The organism is Sphingomonas sp. LH128 (genome assembly GCF_000293195.2).
Lineage (GTDB): Bacteria > Pseudomonadota > Alphaproteobacteria > Sphingomonadales > Sphingomonadaceae > Novosphingobium > Novosphingobium resinovorum_A.
This window is the reverse complement of sequence record NZ_ALVC01000221.1, coordinates 1-20,163: the sequence shown is the minus strand read 5'-3', so window position 1 is coordinate 20,163 and position 20,163 is coordinate 1. Positions and strand designations below refer to the sequence as shown.

Genomic DNA, 20,163 nt, shown 5'->3' with positions numbered 1-20,163 from the left:
GCGCAAGAGTGAAGTCGGCCCGTGCTAGATAGGCGCTGACGCGGTCCGGCTTCACTCTTGCGCGAATGGGTGCGCGACCGCGCCCACCCCGCTGCGACTAGGCAGCAAGCTGCCAAGTCTCGCTGCCCCTCCCGCAAGCGGGAGGGGGCCTTGTTCTCCTCCCGCTTGCGGGAGAGGCCGGGGGTGGGCCTTCCTTGCGGCCAAACCTCAATCCAGCGGCGCGACATCCACCGAAGCGTACATCGCCTGCGTCCCCGCGCCCCGGAATCGGCCGTCGAGCGGCGCCACGTCCGAATAGTCGCGGCCCATGCCGAGGAAGATGTGGTCGGTGTCCGCCAGCTTGTCGTTGGTGGGATCGAAACCGACCCAGCCCAGTTCCTCGCCGCACCACAAGTTGACCCAGGCGTGCATGGCGTCGGCGCCGACCAGCCGCTCCTGCCCCGGCGGCGGCAGCGTGCGCAAGTAGCCGCTGACGTAGGCCGCCGGGATGCCGTGCGCGCGCGCGGCGATGATCATGATGTGGCTGAAGTCCTGGCAGACCCCGTGACGCCGGTTGAACGCCTCGATCGGCGGCGTGTCGGTCTCGGTCGCGTCCGCATCGAAGGTGAATTCGCCGTGGATCGCCGACATCAGCGCCCGCCCGGCCTCCATCACCGGCATCGCCTCATTGAGCAGCGACCCCGCCCACCGCCCGATTTCGTGCTGCGGCTGCGCGATCGGCGAGGCGAAGATGTACGACGCGGGCGCAAGATCGGAGAGGTCGGGCTTCTTCATCGCCCGCTCGCGCAGTTCGGCAAGACCCGGCCCGGCGGCATCCTCGACGAAGAACGGCAGCGGCTCGACTTCCACCGTGAAGCGGCTCTCGATCTGGACCTGCGAAGTCACCTCGCGCAGCGCGAAGCGCGCCTCGTTGACGTGGTAGCCGCCCTGCCCCTCCACCACTTGCGCAGGCGAGGGATCGAGCGTCAGCTTGTAGTCGCTCACCACTTGCCCGTTCCAGGGGGCGGGCTTCAGACGCACGTTGAACTGCGCCATGCTGACCGCCTGCGCGTACTTGAGCGTGGTGATATGGCTTACGGAATAGCGCATCAGAGCAGCGGGGTCCTGCGTTCGGCGTCCTCGTTGTCCAGCTGCAGGAAGTAGCGCAGCGAGATCGCATCCGACAGCGCCAGCAACTGCGCTTCCATCGCCGCCAGCCGCTCGGGCGTCATGTCGGTCGCCAGCAGCGCCTGCAGTTCGCCCAGCAGCGCGCGGGCGGCGCGCAAGGGGGGCTCGGGGATATTGTCGTCGCGGGAGGACGGCAGCGCCGAAAGGTGCGCGACGACTTGCGCCACCTGGAACACCAGCGCGCGCGGGTTGTCGGGGTCGAGCAGCACGAGATCGCGCACGGGGTTGAGCGACGGCCCGGTGAGGTAGCGGCTGCGATAGATGATCTGGCTGTCGCACAAGTCGAGCAGGAGGCCTAGCGATGTGACGTCGCCCGCCTTCGTCAATTGCCGCGCGGTGCGGCAGATCGCCTGCGCGCGCTCCAGCCGCTGCCCGATCTCGAGAAAGCGCCACGCGGCCGAGCGCACCATGTTCTCCGAGATCAGCCCCGCGAGGGCGCTGAAATGCTCGGTCAGCCAGCGCGCGCTCGACAGCATCGACTGCGGGCGCTCGACGTTGATCGAGGGCATGGGGCGGCTGACGATGCGCCAGAAATCGCGGGCGAACCGCTCGCGCAGGGCCATGCCGACCTGCTGGCGGCGGCGCATGAGCGTGGCGACGCCGCCGGCCAGCCGCGTCTCGGTAAGCGCGCGGGCGCAGATCTTCGCGATCGGGAGCTTCGCCGTCGCCGCCTCGATCGCTCCGCCTTCGACCAGGAGCGCGGCGAGGCGCGGCAGCGCGGCGCCTTCGGCATCGACGTTGCCGTCGCTGTCCGCCGGGTTGGCGAGGATCGCGCGCACCACCCGCACCATCGCCTCGGCGCGCTCGTTGTAGCGGCCGAACCAGAACAGGTTGTCCGCCGCCTGGCTGGCGAGGATGCCGCCCCCTCGCGAGATCGGCGGCTCTCCGGCCACCCGGCTGCCGAGGTGGGCGGCGGCGGGCTTGTCGTCCACCACCCACAAGTCCGCCGACAAGTCGCCGTCGCCCATTAGCGAGGTCGGCAGCGCGGTGCTGGAAGACAGGCGCGCGAAGCCGCCGGGCATGACCGTCCAGCCGCCCTCGGCCGTGCGCGCTACGAAGGCGCGGACGGTGAAGGGGCGCGGCACGATCTGCCCGTCGATGATCGCGGGCGTGGTGGAAAGGTGGACGATCTCCTGCCCGCAATAGTCCATGGGGCGGCGCCACAGCGCGTCGATCAGCGCGACGCGGGACTTGCCGTCGAGCCCGGCCCCGGCGATCGGATTGCGGTTCGCCAGCGCCTCCACCGGCTGCCCAAATGCGGGAACCAGCGCCAGTTCCTCAAGCCGCGCGGCAACGGTGGAGCTTTCCACCGCCTGCCCGCACCACCATGTCGCGACGTTGGGCAAGATCGGCGCCTCGCCCAGCAGGGTGCGGCACAGGCGCGGCATGAAGGCCGCGAAGGCTGCGGATTCGAGTACTTCGACGCCCGGCCAGTTGACCATCTCGACGCCGCCGCCCGCCCACGCCCCGAACAGGTTGGGCACGCCCAGCTGCGATTTCGCGTCGAACGACAGCGGATCGAGCGCGGTGGTATCGATCCAGCGCCACACCGCGTCCACGCGCTTGGGCCCGGCAATGGTCCCGACGTAGAGCTTTTCGTCGAGCACGGTGAGGTCGCGCCCCTCGACCAGCGGCAGGCCGAGGTAGCGGGCGAGGTGCGCCTGCTCGGCATAAGTCTGGTTGAAGCGGCCGGGCGTCATCAGCGCGATGCGCGGGTTCTCGCGGCGGCAGGCGGCGGCCATGCCCTCTACCATGCCCGAGAAGAACTCCGACAGGCGCCGCGCATGGGCATCGGCCAGCAGGTTGCCGATCGCGCGCGACATCGCGAGGCGGTTCTCCAGCGCATAGCCGATCCCGCCGGCCACGCGCACCCGGTCCTGCAGCACCCGCCACTGCCCACGCGGCCCGCGTGCGAGGTCGGCGGCGTAGACGTGGATGAAGCGGCCCTCATGAGGCGTGCGCCCGATCATGCGCCGCGCGAAGAACGGGCTGCCGGCGACGACGGCGGCGGGAAGATGGCCGTCCGCCACCAGCTTCTGCTCGCCATAGATGTCGGTGGCGATCGCTTCCATCAGCTCGGCGCGCTGGATCAGGCCGCGTTCGACCTGGCTCCACTCCTGCGCGCCGACGATCAGCGGCATCGCGTTGAGCGGCCATGAGCGCTCGTCCTCGTCCCCGGTCAGACGGAAGGCGAGCCCGAGGTCGGCGGCATGGCGCGCGGTGGCGTCCTGCAGCGCCGAAGGGTCGCCATCGGTCGCCGCGGCGAGCCCGGCCGCAACCTTGCGCCACACGTCGGCGACCGGACGGCTGGCATCGCCGAACAGGTCCCCGCGCGAGGCTTCGGCGGCATAGCCGTCAAGCCAGCTCGCGGTCGGGGCGAGATCGGGGCCGGAAGCAGGACGGGTCACCATGGCAAACCTCGTCGTCCCGGACTTGATCCGGGACCGCTGGCCGTGACCAACCCGCTTGGCATCGAGGCGCCTTGCCGATGGCACCTGCCTAAAGACAGCCAGCGGTCCCGGATCAAGTCCGGGACGACGAATGATCTATGCGCGCTGCACCCCTCGAACATGCCCCTACATTAGCCGCGAGGGCCGCCTGAGGTCGAGAGTGTAGGGAAATTCACTCGGCAGCTCCTCCGCAGGCACCGGCAGCGGCCCCGGAGAGTGGCCGTGATCCTGGAACCGCGCCTTGCGCCGGGCCTCGGCCTCGTAGTCGTTGACCGGCACCGTGTCGTAGCTGCGCCCGCCCGGATGCGCGACCTGATAGACGCAGCCACCCAGCGAGCGGCCGTTCCACAAGTCGTAGATGTCGAAGGTCAGCGGCGCATGCGGCGGCAGCATCGGATGCATGCTCTCCGACGGCCACCACGCCTTGTAGCGCACGCCGCCCACGCCTTCGCCGTGCGCCACCTTGGTCAGCGGCACGCGGCGGCCGTTGCAGGTGATGACGTGACGGCCTTCGACAAGCCCTGTCGCCTTGACCTGCAGGCGCTCGGTGGAGCTGTCCACGTAGCGCACGGTGCCGCCGATCGCGCCGGTTTCGCCCAGCACGTTCCACGGTTCGAGCGCGTGGCTGATCTCGAGGTTGACGCCGCCGCCCTCGACCTCGCCGTGGACCGGGAAGCGGAACATGCGCTGCGCCTCGAACCACGACGGGTCGAAGTCGTAACCCGCACGGCGCAGGTCATCCAGCACGTCGAGGAAATCGGCCCAGACGTAATGGCCGAGCATGAAGCGGTCATGCAGCTGCGTGCCCCAGCGCACCAGCGGCCCTTCCACCGGCTCGCGCCAGAACCACGCCGTCAGCGCGCGCAGAAGCAGCTGCTGGGCGCAGGACATGCGGCCCTCGGGCGGCATCTCGAAGCCCCGGAACTCGACGAGGCCGAGGCGGCCGGTCGGGCCATCGGGCGAGAACAGCTTGTCGATGCAGATCTCGGTGCGGTGGGTGTTGCCGGTCACGTCCACCAGAAGGTTGCGGAACAGGCGGTCCACCACCCACGGCGCGGGCTGCTGCATGTGCGGACCGGGCACCTGCGAGAGCGCGATTTCCAGCTCGTAGAGCGCGTCGTGCCGCGCCTCGTCGATGCGCGGCGCCTGGCTCGTCGGGCCGATGAACAGGCCGGAGAACAGGTAGCTGAGCGAGGGATGCCGCTGCCAGTAGGTGACGAAGCTCTTGAGCAGGTCCGGGCGGCGGATGAACGGGCTGTCGAGCAAGGTCGGCCCGCCCAGCACGATGTGATTGCCGCCGCCGGTGCCGATCGAGCGGCCGTCGACCATGAACTTGTCGGCGGTCAACCCGATCTCGCGCGCGCAGTCGTAGAGCGTCTCGGTGATCTCCACCGTCTCGCGCCAGCTGGCGGAAGGATGGATGTTGACTTCGATGACGCCGGGATCGGGCGTGACCTTGAGCACCATCAGGCGCGGGTCCGGCGGCGGCGCATAGCCCTCGATCCGGATCGGCAGCTTCTGCACCTCGGCCACCGCCTCGATCGCGGCGACGAGTTCGAGGTAGTCCTCCAGCGCCTCAACCGGGGGAATGAACACGGCCAGGTAATCGCCGCGAGGCTCGACCGTGACGGCCGTGCGCACGGCGCCCTCGATGATGTCCTGATCGACCGCCGGACCGGTAAAGCTGTGCGGCTCGGGCACCGCCTGGGAACGCTGCGCCGTGCCGACCTCGCGCCCCTGATTGCCGCGCTCGATCGCCTGGAGACGGAAATCGGCGAGGGGTTGGCGCGGCTCTGCCGTGTCGCGCGGGTGGATGTAGGGAAAGTCGGCCGGCGCCACATAGGGCAGCGAGCCCAGCGGCAGGCGATAACCCAGCGCGGAATCGCCCGGAACCGCCGTCAGCACGCCCTTGCGCACGCGCCAGTATTCGCTCTTCCAGCGCGGCGTGGACTTATCCTTCGCGTTCCAGCGCTGCACCGGCAGTACGACGCCGACCGGCTGCTCCACCCCTCGCCGATACGTGCGGCGGAAGCGGCGGGCCAGTTCCTCGTCCTCGATCGCAGGGTCGAGCGGCGTGGTGTTCACCGGCAGTTCGTCCTCGCGCAGCATCCAGACGCCGCGATCCTCGAACACCGGCTGGACGTAGCCGCGCTCCAGCCCCAGCCCCTGCGCCGCTCCGGCCAGCAGGTTGGCGGCGGCGAGCACGTCGATGGTGGGCACCGGATCGGGATCGCCGCCCTTCTCCAGCGGCTTCTCCCCTGCGATCAGGCTGTCGTCATGCCAGATCGGCACGCCGTCCTTGCGCCAGTAGATCGAGTAGCCCCAGCGCGGCAGCGTCTCTCCGGGATACCACTTGCCCTGCCCGTGGTGGAGCAGCGATCCCGGCGCGAACTTCGCGCGCAGCAGGCGGATCAGCTTGTCTGCATAGGCAGCCTTGGTCGGGCCGACCGCGGCGCTGTTCCACTCCGGCGCCTCGAAGTCGGTGGCGGCGATGAAGGTCGGCTCGCCGCCCATCGTCAGGTTTACGCCCCAGGCGGTGAGGTCCGCGTCCACCTTGTCGCCCAGCGCCAGCAGGCCGTCCCAGCGCTCGTCGGTGAAAGGCTTGGTGATGCGCACCGCTTCGGCGATGCGGCTGACGTTCATCTTGAAGTCGAAATCGACTTCGGCGGGCTCGGCCATGCCCTCGATCGGGGTGGCGGAGCGGTAATGCGGCGCGGCGCAAAGCGGAATGTGCCCCTCGCCCGCGAACATGCCGGACGTGGCGTCGAGCGCGATCCAGCCCGCGCCGGGCACATAAGCCTCGGCCCAGGCGTGGAGGTCAGTGACGTCCTCCAGCACGCCGACCGGCCCTTCCTTGGGCAGCACGTCGGCGACCAGCTGGATCGAATAGCCGGACACGAACCGCGCCGCGAAGCCGAGGCGCCGCAGCAGCTGCACCAGTAGCCACGCCGAATCGCGGCACGATCCGATGCCGACCTTCAGCGTCTCCTCGGGCGTCATCACGCCCTGCTCCATGCGGATCACGTAGTCGATGCGCTGCTGCAGGCGGCTGTTGATGTCGACGAGGAAATCGACCGTGCGGCCTTCGTAGTCGGCATGCTGGGCGACCAGCGCCTCGAACAGCGGGCCCTGCTCCTCGACCTCGAAATAGGCGGAAAGGTCCGCTTTCATGCCTTCCGAATAAGCGAAGGGATATTCCTCCGCCTCCGGCTCCACGAAGAAGTCGAACGGGTTGATGACGGCAAGTTCCGCCAGCAAATCGACCTCGATGGAGAAATGATCGACCGGATCGGGAAACACCACGCGCGCCAGCCAGTTGCCGTGCGGGTCCTGCTGCCAGTTCAGGAAATGCTCGGGCGGGCTGATCTTCAGCGAGTAGTTGGGCACCTCCGTCCGACTGTGCGGCGCCGGGCGAAGCCGGATGACCTGGGGGCCGAGACGGATGCGCCGCGAATAGCGGTAGCGGGTGAGATGGTGCAGGGCTGCCTTGATCATCGAAACGGAGTGTGCGCGATTCAATGCTGCACTGCAACGATTGTTCAACAGTGGGCGTAAAACCTTCCCCACACCGTCGCACTTGTGTCATTCTTGCGTGCGAAAGGGCTTCTCGTGAATACCATGGACATGCTGACCGCCAACGAACCCGCGCAGGACGTGGAGGAAACCGAAGACCTCGCCACCCTGCCTTCGCGCTACTTCAACCGCGAACTGAGCTGGCTCGCCTTCAACGAGCGCGTGCTGGCCGAGGCCTGCAACCCGAACTATCCGCTGCTGGAGCGGCTGCGCTTCCTGTCGATCTCGGGCAACAACATCGACGAGTTCCTGATGGTGCGCGTCGCCGGCTTCCACGCGCAGGTGCGCCGCCAGATCGAGGAAATCTCGATGGACGGCCTCACCCCGTCGCAGGCGATCGCGGTCACGCACGAAAAAGTGATGGAGCTGGAGCGAATCCAGCAGGAAACCTGGTCCACCCTCAAGACCCAGCTCGGCGAAGCAGGCATCACCGTCGTCGGCGAGGATGACAAGCTCGACCGCGAGCGCGAGAAGTGGCTGCGCGAATACTTCATCGAACAGGTCATGCCGGTGATCACCCCGCAGGCGATCGACCCGGCGCACCCCTTCCCCTTCGTCGCCAACCAGGGCATCGGCGTACTGTTCTCGCTGACGCGCGAGGCGGACGAGGCGTCGGTGATGGAGATGGTGCTGATCCCCTCGCCGCTGCCGCGCTTCGTGCGCATTCCGGGCGCCGAGGCATCCTGGATCTCGATCGAGGACCTGATCTGCCGCAACACCGAGGAGCTGTTCCCCGGCTTCCGCTTCAACGGCCACGGCGTGTTCCGCATCCTGCGCGACAGCGACCTCGAGGTCGAGGAAGACGCCGAGGACCTCGTGCGCTACTTCCGCACCGCGATCCAGCGCCGCCGCCGCGGCCTCGTCATCGTGCTGCAACTGCAGGGCAAGTTCGACCCGGCCGCCGAGGAAATCCTGCGCACGCAGCTGGGCCTCGACAAGGCCCTCATCATGAAGACCGACGGCATCATCGGCTTCTCGGGCCTGTCGGCGATCTGCGACGAGGACCGGCCCGAGCTGAAGTTCGAGCCCTACACCCCGCGCTACCCCGAGCGCATCCTGGAACATGACGGCGACATCTTCGCGGCGATCCGCGAGAAGGACATCGTCGTCCAGCATCCTTACGAGAGCTTCGAGGTCGTCATCGACTTCCTGCGCCAGGCCGCGCTCGACCCGGACGTGGTGGCGATCAAGCAGACGCTCTACCGCGCGGGCAAGCAGTCGGCGATCATCTCGGCGCTGATCCAGGCGGCCGAGCAGGGCAAGTCGGTGACCGCCGTGGTCGAACTGAAAGCCCGCTTCGACGAGGAACAGAACCTCCTCTGGGCCAGCCAGCTCGAACGCGCGGGCGTCCAGGTGATCTACGGCTTCGTCGACTGGAAGACCCACGCCAAGGTTTCGGCGGTGGTGCGGCGCGAGAACGGTTCGTACCGGACCTACTGCCACTTCGGCACCGGCAACTACCACCCGATCACCGCGCGCGTGTATACCGACCTGTCGTACTTCACCGCCGAACCGGCGGCGGGACGCGACGTGGTGCGCCTGTTCAACTTCATCACCGGCTACGTCGAGCCCAAGAGCCTCGAAATGCTCTCGATCTCCCCGATCTCACTGCGCTCGACCCTCAACGACTGCATCGACGCCGAGATCGCCAATGCCGAAGCCGGCAAGCCCGCGGCGATCTGGGCCAAGCTGAACTCGCTGACCGACCCCGACCTGATCGACCGCCTCTATGCCGCCAGCCGGGCGGGCGTGGACATCGACCTCGTCGTGCGCGGCATCTGCTGCCTGCGTCCGGGCGTGCCGGGCCTGTCGGAGAACATCGCGGTCAAGTCGATCATCGGCCGCTTCCTCGAACACGCGCGCATCTGGGCTTTCGCCAACGGCGCCTACCTGCCAAACCGCCGCGCCAAGCTGTTCATCACCTCGGCCGACGGCATGAGCCGCAACCTCGACCGCCGCGTCGAAGTGCTGCTGCCGATCCGCAATAAGACGGTGCACGACCAGGTGCTCGACCAGGTCATGCTGGCGAACCTGCTGGACTCCGAACAGTCTTGGGATCTGGCGCCGGACGGTTCCTACGACCGCGTCGGCGAAGTGGAGAACCCCTTCAATCTCCACCGCTATTTCATGACCAACCCGTCGCTTTCCGGACGCGGCGCAGCACTCGACAGTGGACGAAAGGTGCCGAAGCTGTCGCTGAGGCGTGGCAACATCTGACACGATGCCCAGCCCCTTCGTCATTGCGAGCGCAGCGAAGCCGCGCTCGCAATGACGAACGACAGGTTCACATTCCCGCGCAAAGATGACGAGAGAGGGGACAAATGTGACCCCTCACACTTCACCTTGCGTCAGCGCCGCTCTAAAGAGCGCATCGCAACCTTGGGCCCTTGTGGTAAGTATTGACCAGAATGATCGGCATCAGCCAGTCCAGCGCCCGGCGCGCCATCATCGACATCGGATCGAACACGGTACGCCTCGTCGTCTACAACGGGCCGCCGCGTTCGCCGGTCGTCGTGCTCAACGAGAAGGTCAACGCCCGGCTCGGCAAGGACCTCGGCCGCACCGGCGCGATCGGCGAGAAGTCGATGCGCACGGCCCTCGCCGCGCTGGCGCGATTCGCCACGCTGCTGCGGCTGCAGGGGGTGGACGACGTCGAATGCGTCGCCACCGCCGCCGCGCGCGATGCCTCCAACGGACCTGCATTCCTTGAGGCCGTGCGCGGCTTCGGTCTCTCTCCCCGCCTGCTTTCTGGCGAGGAGGAAGCCCGCGCCAGCGCCACCGGCGTCATCGCCGCCTTCCCGGGCGCGCGCGGCATCGCGGCCGACCTCGGCGGTGGCAGCCTCGAACTGGTGGAGATCGACGCGGCGGTTCCCGGCGGCATCGCTCCGGGCGGGATCACCCTTCCCTTCGGCACCTTGCGCCTGCCGGACCTGCGCGCGCTGGGCCAGCAGAAGTTCGCCGCTGCCGTGCGCGACGGCCTTTCCGCGCGGGGCTGGGGCGTCAATGGTCACCACGGCGGCCGCGGGATACCGCTCTACATCGTCGGCGGTTCGTGGCGCGCGCTGGCGCTGCAGGCGATGCGCGTGCTCGACTGGCCGGTGGACGATCCGCATGGCTTCGAACTCGCCCCGTCCGAGGCGATGCATCTCGCCCGGCAGTTCGCCAAGGGCAAGCTCGAGAACCCCGATCCGCGCATCTCTGCCTCGCGCCTTGCCACACTGCCCGACGCCGCCGCGCTGATGGCGCAGATGGTCGGGCAACTGCATCCCTCACGCCTGATCTTCTCGTCCTGGGGCCTGCGCGAAGGGCTGCTGCACATGCAGCTTCCCGAGAGCATCCGTCAGGAAAGCCCGATGCTGGCCAGCGTCGCCGATTTCGCGCAGACCGCCCGCGTCAGCGCCGACGACGCCGTGCGCATCGCCGAATGGACCGCCCCCGCCTGCACGCAGGCCCGGACCGACGCCGACTTGCGCAAGGCCGCCAGCCTGCTCGCCCTCGCCGCGATGCGCACCGAACCGAACATGCGCACCGAGGAAGCGCTTACCTGGGCCCTGCGCAAGCGCTGGATCGGCCTCGACATGCGCGGGCGCGGCATGATGGCGATGACCGTCTTTGCGAACTCCGGCGAGACCGAGGTGCCGCCGCAGTTCACCAAGCTGGCCAGCGACGAGGACTTGCGCCGCGCGATTGGCTGGGGCCTCGCGGTGCGCCTGTGCCGACGCCTGACCGGCGGCGTTGCGGGCGGTCTTGCCGCGACCTCGCTGGCCGTGGAGCAGGGCACGCTGGTGCTGACCGTGCAGGACGCCGTGCGGCCGCTCTACGGCGCGGGCAACGGCAAGGACCTGAAAGCGCTGGCCGACTGGCTAAGACTGGGATGCCGGGTGCAGGACGCACAAGGGTCCGCGATCGAGGCGTGATGTTGATCCCGGCTTGATCCGGAAACCTCGTTGCGCGTTGGTGGGGCCTCAACAGGCTCAGCCTGAGCGGGATTTAAAGACCCGCTCTCAAACCCGCTCAGCCTGAGCTTGTCGAAGCCCCATCAACGAAACCCAACAAGCGCATCACACCAGCGTCTTGCTCTCCGCGATCGCCGAGATGCCGCGCTTGCCGCCGCTGCGGTCGAGCTGCACCACGATGTCGATCACCGAGGACGCATATTCCAGCGTCTCCGCGCGGGTCAGGCCGATACCGGTCTGCATCGACATCAGCGCGATCTGCTCCAGCGCACCGCGCGGAGTGTTCGCGTGGACGGTCGAGAACGAACCCGGGTGGCCCGTGTTGATGGCGCGCAGGAAGCTGACCGTCTCGGTGCCGCGCAGTTCGCCCAGCACGATGCGGTCGGGACGCAGGCGCAGCGCCGCTTGCAGGAGGTCGTTGGCCGAGACCTTGGCCTCGCCCAGTTCGCCCTTCACGGCGATGAGGCCGACGCCGTTCGCGCCCGGCAGGCGCAGTTCGGCGGTATCCTCGACCAGCACCACGCGCTCATGCTCCGGGATTTCGGACAGCATCGCATTGAGGAACGTGGTCTTGCCGGTCGAAGTGCCGCCCGAGATCAGGATCGTCCGACGCCGCCGGATCGCGTCGCGCAGGAAGGCGATCGGCTCCAGCATGGCGTCGGGCGCGGGTTCCTCGATATGCGGCGGGATCGGGCCGCGATCGTAGGCATCGAGCGGCAGTTCCAGCAATCGATGCCGACGGATCGCCAGCGCCCAGTTCGCGCGCGTGGCGGGCGGCCCGACCAGCTGGATACGCGCGCCTGAGTGCCCGCCATAAGCCGGAAGCGTCGCCGAGAGCAGCGGATGCTCGCGGTTGATGCCCTGGTGGCTGATCCGCGCGACCTGCTCGGCGAGACGCTGCAGCAGGCGATTGTCCATCTGCGGCAGCGCGATGCACTGCATGCCGGACAGCGCCGCGTCTTCCACCCAGATCTCGCCGGGGCGGTTGACGAGGATTTCGGTCACCGTCTCCTTGTCGAGCCACGGGCGCAGCGGCGCGAGGTAGGCGTCGAGATAGACGCTGCGCGGCTCCGCATGGATGGGCGTGTCAGCCATGGGCGCCACAGTCACGGACGCATGCGCAGCAGCAGGCTGCAAGGTGAGGACTTCGGCCATGATCGCTCACTGAACCGCGCTGAAGTCCAGGTCCTTGGCGGTGAACACGCGGATCGGCTCGCCCTGGCGCACGCGGATGGTCGGGCCGATGCTCGACCCGCTCTGCACCGCCGCCGAGGCCGCCGAAGTGCCGCCGCCGATGACGACGTTGGAACCGCTCGACGCCAGCGTCGTCAGCCCGCCGACTACCGAGAGCAGCATGGCCGAGCCGAAGCGTTCGAAGAAGTGCGTGTTGACCTTGCCCGGCAGGCCGGTCTCGCCGCCGAACGCGATCGCGGGCGAGCCGAGGTTCACCGAGACGCCGTCCGGACGGATCAGGCGGCTCCAGATCACGTAGGCGCGCTTCTGGCCCGCCGTCAGCCCGCTTTTGTACTGGCCGATCAGGCGCGAGGAGCGCGGGACGAGCACGCGCTTGCCGTCGAAGCTGCGCACGTCGGTCGAGACGATGGCGCGCACATAGCCGGGGACGTCGGTGTCGATCGCGGTTTCCAGCACGGCGGGGATCAGCGTGCCCTGCGTGACCGTGGTGGCCGGATCGAACGAGCGTGCGGCCGAAGCGGTCGAGCCGGGGCCGCCGATGCGCGCAGCGAAGTCGTCGTTGGCGGTCCCGCCGCCTGCCTTGGCGACTTCTCCGGCAACACCCGCGACGGGCACGGCGGCGCCGGTGCCCGCGTCGAACACGACGGTCGGGCTGGCGAAGCGGTTGGCCTGAGGTGCGATCTCGGTCCCCGGCGCGGCGGCCAGCACCGGTGCGGGCGCAGGGGCCGGGAGCGGCGCGGGCATCGGGGCCGGAACGGCAGGCGCCACGGCCGCGGGGACGGCGACGGGCGCTGCGGGCTGCGGCGCGGGTGCGGCGGGCTTGAGGTCGGCAGTGCCGTTGCGGGCCGAATCCATCGACCACAGCGTCAGGCCGCCGAGCGCCGCCACGATCAGCACACCGGCGGCAAGGCCGAGGCCGTCGGCCTTCTTGCGCTGGGTGACTTGCGGCAGGACGTTGCGCGTCGCCAGATCGATGACCTGCGCACCTTCGCCCTCACGCGGGTCGGTAGCCGCATCGCCGGAAAAGCGCTCACGAAAGGCCGAGTTGGACGAGGAATTCGGCGCCATGGATCAGTTTCCCTGTGACGTGGGTGCAGTGGCGGGTGCAGTGGGAGCGACAGTCGGCGCAGCTTGCGGTGCAGGTGAATTCGCCGCGACAGTCGGCACCGCTGCTGGTGCAACCGGCGCAGGCTGGCTCAGGGGCTTGGCCGGACGCGAGGCGAGCGGCAGCGTGTTCACCAGTTCCGCCTTGGTCTTGCCCGAACGCAGGATCAGCGTGTTCGGCACTTCGTCGATCACGATCGTCGCGCCCCGCACCGCATAGTTCACCGGGCCTTCGTCACCCTTCTCGTTGGTTACGAGGATCGCGGGAACCGAAGTCTGTTCGGGCCACAGCAGGTAGGTCGACTGGCCGTCGTCATAGATGCGCGAGGGCAGCAGCTTTTCCGACCCGACGCGCTTCCACGCGAAGTTCAGCGCAGCCGGATCGGCGGGCACGGCGGAAGGATCGCCCAGCGCCAGCCCGGCCTCGGATGCATCCAGCCCTGCGGCGGCAGGCGCGGCCTGCGGCTTGGGCTCATCCTTGTAAGTGAAGCGCAGCATGTAGAGCGGCTTCGCCTTGGTCGAGGCGACGAGGTCGAAGAAATAGGTGTGGCGGTTGGTCACCACCGTCATGTTGGTGCGCGCGGTGGCTTCGAGCGGCTTCACGAAGAGCAGGTCGGCGCGCTTGTTCGGCGTGATCTGCCAAGCCTGCGAATCGCCGACCGCGACGTTCTCGATCGCCTCGCCCTCGCCGAAGGCGATGGTCGCCTGCACGCCGGCCTTGCCGTCGATGCGCACGACTTCGCTCTCGCTGTAGGCGTGGGCGAGCAGGCGGTCGTCCGCCCGGGCGGGAGCCGCCAGCGCGAGCGCCATCAGGCTGCCCGCAAGGACGGTCTTGCGCAGCGTTGCGCGGGTCATCGTGTCTTCTCCTTCGGCAACTTGCCGGTGTCGTTCGAGGCACTGCGGAACCGGCTGCCGATCCCCTTGGCGCGCGTGGCCGAATCGCCCTGACGCAGAGGTTCGATTCCCCCGCCCACGACTTGGGTTACCACGGTTCGCCGGTCGCTTGAACGTGCTGCACTCTCGCCACCCGTCACCGAAGCACCCGCCGCCGCCGCGGCAGCGGCAGATACGGTCGAGGTGCGGCTCTGGTAGGCGGATACAGAGGATGCGGGCGCGGCGGCCGGGGCCGGAGCAGCGGCGTGGCCCTGCGGCGCGTCGCGATCACGCTCGGAAGCGCCGAGGCCGAAGACCTGCCAGCCGGTCACCATCGTCGCGGCGACCTTCACCACCATGACCATCAGCGCGACGTGGACCGAGGCGACGAGGAAGAACGCCATCGCACCGCGCCCGTCGATCTCGCCCGCATTGGCGCTTTCGACCAGGCCCGAGATGATCGGCACCAGCAGTTCCAGCGTGATACCGCCGCCGAGCACCACGAAGAGCGGCGTGATCGCGGTCAGCACGACGCCGCGCAGCCAGCCCGCGGTGAGGCCGCGCGTGCCGCCGAACAGCGCCATGACCACGAAGATCGGCCCGAGCGCGAGCAGCACCGCCAGCGCGATGCGCGCCGTGAGCAGCACGCCCACGGTGCCGAGCAGCAGCAACAGCGCGCCCATCCACATGACGCTTTCGGGCGTGAACAGCCCGCCCGCGCCCTTGGCGGCGATGGCCGCGCCTGCGGCTCCGCCAGCAGCTTCGCCGCCCTCCTTGGCCGCCTGCGCGCCTTGCGAGGTCGCTTCGGAAATCTGGTTGATCGCGGAGAAGACGATGTCGATGCGGTCGCCGAACAGCTGCGTCGCCGAGCCCTTGGCGCCCATCAGCATGCCGGCGATCCAGTCCGGCCCGCCGATCGCGAGGTTCCAGACGACGCCCTGATAGGCAACCCAGCTCGTCGCGAAGGTCAGCACCACGCCGAGCCGCAGCATGCGCGGGCTCAGCGCCGAGATGCCGAGGCTGGAACGCCCGGTCAGCAGCGAGAACGCGAAGAACGCGATGTAGAGCGTCAGGACGATCGTAAGCACCGGGGCCATCGCGCCCCCTGCCCCGAACAGCCGCCCGAAGGCGCCCGCCGCCATCTCGTTCGCCACGCAATCGACCGCGCGCAGCGCAGGGGCGACCCCGGCGGATGCGTATTCGGTGAGCTGTTCGCAGGCGTTCGCCATGAGGCTTACTCCGCCGCCGCCGTCCAGGGCGCGTCTTCGTCCAGTTCCCCCGGCCACTGCATGCCGGTGAGCACCGGATACCAGCTTTCCGGCGCATCGCCGTAGCGTTCGCGCAGGGTGTCGAGCTTGCGCACGGTGCTCTCGCGGCCCGACAGGACGGTGAGCACCTCGGGCATGCCCGAAAGGTCGAGGCGCACCACCACCGAAGAATCCGACTGGCGGATCAGGAAACAGCGCGAATGCGCGGGCAGCGTGCGGATGACGTCGAGTTCGTGCTGTGACAGGCCGAAGCCCTCGCAGTAATCCTCGGCCCGCGCACGCGAATTGGGCATGAACACCATCGTCGCGGTCTGCTCGACAAGGGCGGTGGCGATCTTCGAATCCAGCGCGTCGCGCGCCGACTGGGTCGCGAAGCCGACCAGCGCGTTGCGCTTGCGCAGCGTCTTGAGCCAGTCGCGGATGCGCGCGGCGAAGACCTCGTCGTCGAGCGCCTTCCAGCCCTCGTCGATCAGGATCATCGTCGGCTCGCCGTCGAGGCGCTCGTCGATGCGATGGAACAGGTACATCATGACCGGCGTGCGCAGGCGCGGGCTTTCCAGCAGCGCGGTCATGTCGAAGCCGAGCACGCGCTGGCTCAGGTCGAGGCGGTCGTGCTGGTTGTCGAACAGCCAGCCATGCTCGCCGCCCTGCAGCCAGGCGTCGAGGCGCGAGGCGAGGTCGCCCGGCTCCGGACGGCGCGCGCCCGCCAGCAATTCGCGGAAGTGCGAGAGGCGGCGCAGCGACGGATCGTTGTGATAGGCCGCGTCGACCGCACTGGCGATCGTCGAGAGTTCTTCCGGTCCCTTGGCTGCGAGCAGAACGCCGAGCCAGTCGCGCAGGAAGGCGCGGTTGTGGGCGGTGTCAGGCAGCGCGAGCGGGTTGAAGCCGGTCGGATGACCCGCCGCGACGCGGCTGTAGGTGCCGCCGATGCCGCGCAGGAACACCTCGGCGCCGCGATCCTTGTCGAACAGGATGGTGCGAGGGCCGAACTTCTGCGCCTGCGCGGCGAGGAAGTTCATGACGACCGTTTTACCCGAACCCGACGGACCGATGACGGTGAAGTTACCGAGGTCGCCCTGATGGAAGTTGAAGAAGAACGGCGTAGCGCTGGTGGTGGACAGCAGCGTGACCGCGTCGCCCCAGTGATTGCCGCTCGCCTGTCCCATCGCGAAACCGTGCAGGCTGCCGAAGCAGGCCATGTTGGCGCTGGAGATCAGCGCGCGGCGCACGATGAAGCTCTCGTTGCCGGGAAGCTGACCCCAGAACGCGGGTTCGAGGTTCACTTCCTCGCGCACCGCGACGGCGCCCGCGTCGGCCAGCGAGGCGGCACACATCGCGGTAACCTCGTCCAGCGCATCGAGCGAATCGGCGCGGACCAGAACCGAGAGGTGATGATCGCCGAAACCGACCGAGCCGGTGCCCAGCGCATCGCGCGCGGCGGACATTTCGCGGCGCTCGGCCACGGCTTCCTCGTCGGCGCTGCGCAGGCGGCGGATCGAGAGGTCGATGCGTTCGCGCGCGATCTGCCGGTCGGCAGGAGCGTATGTTTCGGTCAGCACCAGTTCGCAAGGCAGGCGCAGCAGTGCGTCGGTGAGGCCCGGCGCAGTCGAATCGGGGTAGTCCTTGAGGCTCACGATCGAGCCGAAGGTGCCGCCGGTCGCGCCACGCAGTTCCAGCGCGTCCATGCCGAAGCTCACGCGGCGGTAAGGCAGCATGTGGCCGATGTCGGTCTCGTCCGAGGGACGACGCACCGGGCGCATCTCGCCGTTGTAGAGCGCGGAAAGCAGTTCGAGCACTTCCGAGCAGCGGCCCGCAGGCGCGTCGTAGTCGCCCAGCAGGCGCGCTCCATAGGCGCCAAGCGAGGCGACCATCGCCGATGCAGCGGCCTTGAGCGCTCGAACGTCGCCAGGATCGACCTCGGCGTTTTCCGAACCCTTGTTCTTCATGAAGCGGCTGAGCTTGTCCGCCCAGCCCGCCTTGCCGCGCGCCGGACGGCGCACCAGGGTAATGAACTGGTCGTTGACGAACAGCGCGCCCGAACCCGTGCGCGCCCGCCAGCGCGCGTCGATATGCGCGGCGAGCGGATCGTCGAACTGCGCCGCCATCTCGATCTCGACGCGGCGGCGGATGACGTGGTGATAGAGCACGAAGCGCGCATCGAGCGAGGAGCGCAGCAGCACCTCGCGCGTGGCGACATGGGCGTTGAGTTCGTCGCTGTCGGCAGTCTCGAACGCGAGGCCGGGCACCATGAGCGAGAGCATGACCGAGCCGTCGCGCAGGCGCACGACGTTATCGTCCACGAGCCCGGCGTAAGGCAGGCGGTCGCCGGCGAGCACTTCCTTGGCTCCCCAGCCCTTCAACGGCGATTTGAAGCTCTTGGCCATAAAAACTGTCGTCCCCCGCGCGCGCAGTCGCTTACGGCGCGTAGCTGTTGCAGCCCCAGCGCTGCCAATTGGCGACGCGCGGGCACTTGCTGACCTTGGCGATCCACAGATCGAACACCCGCGGCTCGCGCAGGCACGCGAGATAGCCGATGCCGTGGATCACCAGCATGACCGGCAGCGTCCAGAAGCTCTTGGTGATGAGGAATATCTCGGTCACCACGGCGAAATTGATAATGAAAAAGCTGTAAGTCACGCCCGCGAACATCTGCGGGCGAGTCAGCGCGCGGTGAACCGGATAGCGGGCCAAAGTCATAGGATCGGGCTCATGGGCTCAGCCCACTGCCGCCGACTGGATGCCGGTCACGATCGCACCCGCGCCGAACAGGATGAACACGCCGATGATCACGGTCGCGCCGAAGCGCCAGTTCATCCGGCCGGTCAGCATCATGAAACCGACGGCCGCCACCGCCATGACGGCAACCGCGGTCGCCACGTTGCCGAGCAGCGTGCCCTGCAGCCAGCCGAGTGCCGCGACGATGGGGCCGGAACCGGCAGGATCGGCCGCAACGGCCTGAGCATGGGCCAGCGAAGGCGAAAGCTGGGCCGCGACCACGGCTGAAACTGCGTAGAAGCAGCGCGCGAAACGGCTGCGAAGATGTGCGTATCGAATCACCATACCCTCCGTATGAGCGCGCAGTGCGCTAGCAGGATGACAGGTGTGTGACGACAGTGCTGCGAACGGATCGTAAATCTCGTCGCAGATGATGAACGGATGACGGTTTTATTTCAGAGGCATCCACGCGGCGCTTGGCTTTGTTTATATGCGCGCCGTCGTGGCTGCCGCGACCTCGAAGGGGAGCGGATCAAGCACTCGGGAAAAATTGGACAGGGCAAGCCTCGCAGAAAAGGGGCGCCCCTCTCGGAACGCCCCTCATCCCCATCGAAAAGAAGACCTCAGCGCGAAGCCATCCGGTTCGCCGCCAGCATGCCGCTGAGCGCGCGCCGCGCCGCGAAACGGGAATCGACCCAGCTGCCGTCAGCCAGTTCGAGATCGTAGCGCACCGGCGTGGATACGGCGGCGCGATAGGCGGAAAGGGCCTTGGCACTCGCACCGGCGCGGGCATAGGCGGCGCCCAGGTTGATCAGCGTGGCCGGATCATCGGATTTGGCCGCGCCGCCCGCTTCGAGCTTGCTGATGGCCTCCTGCGTGCGCCCCGAAGCAAGCTCGGTGTAGGCGACATCGTGCGCCTGCGGCGGCGCGGGCGTTTCCACGGCGAGTGAAAACGCGGACTGGCCCAGGAGGACGGCGGTGGCGAGGGCGGTAAGGGACATGGCGATTTCTCCCGTGAACTATGTCGGTGCGCGTCCATCGTCCGCCCAAATCCGCTGCCCATCAAGAAAATGACGTTAGTGTCATAAAAATGCAATCAACCTGTGATCGCCTTACCCTGAGTCGACTCAATCGCAGCTAACTGCGGCTAATACGCAACGTCGTATTACCGTCGTATAAGTGCATATTACTGTCATCGTAATGCCAACAAAGCGTCACCCGTGAAGCCTAGACGCCTCGGTCAGCGAGGGGCGGAATCGTGATCGCCCCCGTTCGATCTGTTCGACCTGAACACGGGGGATTCATCGTGAAGAAAATTTCCGGTCTGCTGCTCATGGGCTGCAGCGCTCTCGCTCTCGCCGGCTGCGGCGCCGACGACATCGCCTCGCCCGGCAACGGCGGCGTGGTCGTCAATCCGAATCCGACCCCCACGCCGGCACCCACCCCGACGCCGGGCACCGGCACCGTGGTCGCTGCGGACAGCTGCCCGACCATCGCGGCTACCGGCGGCCTCACGAATGGCGGCGTGCTCCCCGGACCCGAGGGCACCTGGCGCATCTGCACCCTGCCCGCGCTGATCGACAAGAGCACCAGCCTGCCCAAGCTCGCCGGCGTGCTCTACCGCATCAACGGCCGCGTCGATGTCGGTTGCGACGGCGGTTTCAAGGCGCCGACCGCTGCGGCTCCCTTCACCACCACCACCGCGACCTGCGCCAGCCGCTCGCTCACGGCCGACACCAACGTCACCCTGACCATCGATCCGGGTGTCATCCTTTACGGCGAAAACACGTCCGAGGCCGCCTGGATCGCGGTCAACCGCGGCAACAAGATCAATGCCGAAGGCACCGCCGACAAGCCGATCAT

13 protein-coding genes and 1 pseudogene are annotated in these 20,163 nt (G+C 68.1%); 3 read left to right on the top strand and 11 right to left on the bottom strand.

The window, feature by feature from the left end; all coding sequences use genetic code 11:
- Positions 1-207: 207 nt before the first annotated feature.
- The 3 genes from LH128_RS17930 to LH128_RS17920 form a co-directional block, all read right to left on the bottom strand.
- Complete coding sequence (locus tag LH128_RS17930; RefSeq protein WP_008831085.1) at positions 208-1,089, bottom strand: transglutaminase family protein; 882 nt, start codon at positions 1,087-1,089, stop codon at positions 208-210.
- Entirely contained in the window at positions 1,089-3,578 is a 2,490-nt protein-coding gene (locus tag LH128_RS17925; protein ID WP_008831084.1) for a circularly permuted type 2 ATP-grasp protein, read from the bottom strand. The genes LH128_RS17930 and LH128_RS17925 overlap by 1 nt, the downstream gene beginning before the upstream one ends.
- Before the next feature lie 165 nt (positions 3,579-3,743).
- Positions 3,744-7,112 (bottom strand): transglutaminase family protein, encoded by a 3,369-nt coding sequence (locus tag LH128_RS17920; RefSeq protein ID WP_008831083.1) that lies wholly within the window; start codon positions 7,110-7,112, stop codon positions 3,744-3,746.
- A gap of 123 nt (positions 7,113-7,235) precedes the next feature.
- Between LH128_RS17920 and LH128_RS17915 the strand changes: the two genes are divergently transcribed.
- Together LH128_RS17915 and LH128_RS17910 are read left to right on the top strand one after the other, a co-directional pair.
- Positions 7,236-9,407, top strand: coding sequence for an RNA degradosome polyphosphate kinase (locus LH128_RS17915; protein ID WP_008831082.1), 2,172 nt, complete (start codon positions 7,236-7,238; stop codon positions 9,405-9,407).
- A gap of 191 nt (positions 9,408-9,598) precedes the next feature.
- The gene (locus tag LH128_RS17910; protein WP_008831081.1) at positions 9,599-11,107 is read left to right on the top strand and encodes a Ppx/GppA phosphatase family protein; all 1,509 of its coding nucleotides are present in this window, start codon (positions 9,599-9,601) and stop codon (positions 11,105-11,107) included.
- A gap of 144 nt (positions 11,108-11,251) precedes the next feature.
- On the opposite strand, the gene virB11 is transcribed toward LH128_RS17910, so the two are convergent.
- From virB11 to LH128_RS17870, 8 genes are all read right to left on the bottom strand, one after another.
- Positions 11,252-12,301 (bottom strand): P-type DNA transfer ATPase VirB11, encoded by a 1,050-nt coding sequence (gene virB11 / locus LH128_RS17905; protein ID WP_008831080.1) that lies wholly within the window; start codon positions 12,299-12,301, stop codon positions 11,252-11,254.
- Between the two features lie 6 nt (positions 12,302-12,307).
- The gene (locus LH128_RS17900) at positions 12,308-13,408 is read right to left on the bottom strand and encodes a TrbI/VirB10 family protein (protein ID WP_008831079.1); all 1,101 of its coding nucleotides are present in this window, start codon (positions 13,406-13,408) and stop codon (positions 12,308-12,310) included.
- A 3-nt stretch (positions 13,409-13,411) separates the two neighbouring features.
- Positions 13,412-14,299, bottom strand: a complete 888-nt coding sequence (locus LH128_RS17895) for a TrbG/VirB9 family P-type conjugative transfer protein (RefSeq protein WP_008831078.1) — start codon at positions 14,297-14,299, stop codon at positions 13,412-13,414.
- Complete coding sequence (locus LH128_RS17890; RefSeq protein ID WP_008831077.1) at positions 14,296-15,546, bottom strand: type IV secretion system protein; 1,251 nt, start codon at positions 15,544-15,546, stop codon at positions 14,296-14,298. The genes LH128_RS17895 and LH128_RS17890 overlap by 4 nt, the downstream gene beginning before the upstream one ends.
- A gap of 5 nt (positions 15,547-15,551) precedes the next feature.
- Positions 15,552-17,969: a VirB4 family type IV secretion/conjugal transfer ATPase gene (locus tag LH128_RS17885; RefSeq protein WP_008831076.1), complete on the bottom strand. Its 2,418-nt coding sequence runs from the start codon at positions 17,967-17,969 to the stop codon at positions 15,552-15,554.
- A gap of 31 nt (positions 17,970-18,000) precedes the next feature.
- Complete coding sequence (locus LH128_RS17880; protein WP_008831075.1) at positions 18,001-18,282, bottom strand: type IV secretion system protein VirB3; 282 nt, start codon at positions 18,280-18,282, stop codon at positions 18,001-18,003.
- Positions 18,283-18,300: 18 nt separating this feature from the next.
- A complete protein-coding gene (locus tag LH128_RS17875; protein WP_008831074.1) occupies positions 18,301-18,645 on the bottom strand; it encodes a TrbC/VirB2 family protein in 345 nt (114 codons plus the stop codon).
- 278 nt (positions 18,646-18,923) lie between these two features.
- The gene (locus LH128_RS17870) at positions 18,924-19,301 is read right to left on the bottom strand and encodes a hypothetical protein (RefSeq protein WP_008830130.1); all 378 of its coding nucleotides are present in this window, start codon (positions 19,299-19,301) and stop codon (positions 18,924-18,926) included.
- 305 nt (positions 19,302-19,606) lie between these two features.
- Here LH128_RS17870 and LH128_RS17865 point away from each other — a divergent pair.
- Positions 19,607-20,163 (top strand): annotated as a pseudogene (locus LH128_RS17865) (hypothetical protein); the annotation flags it as partial.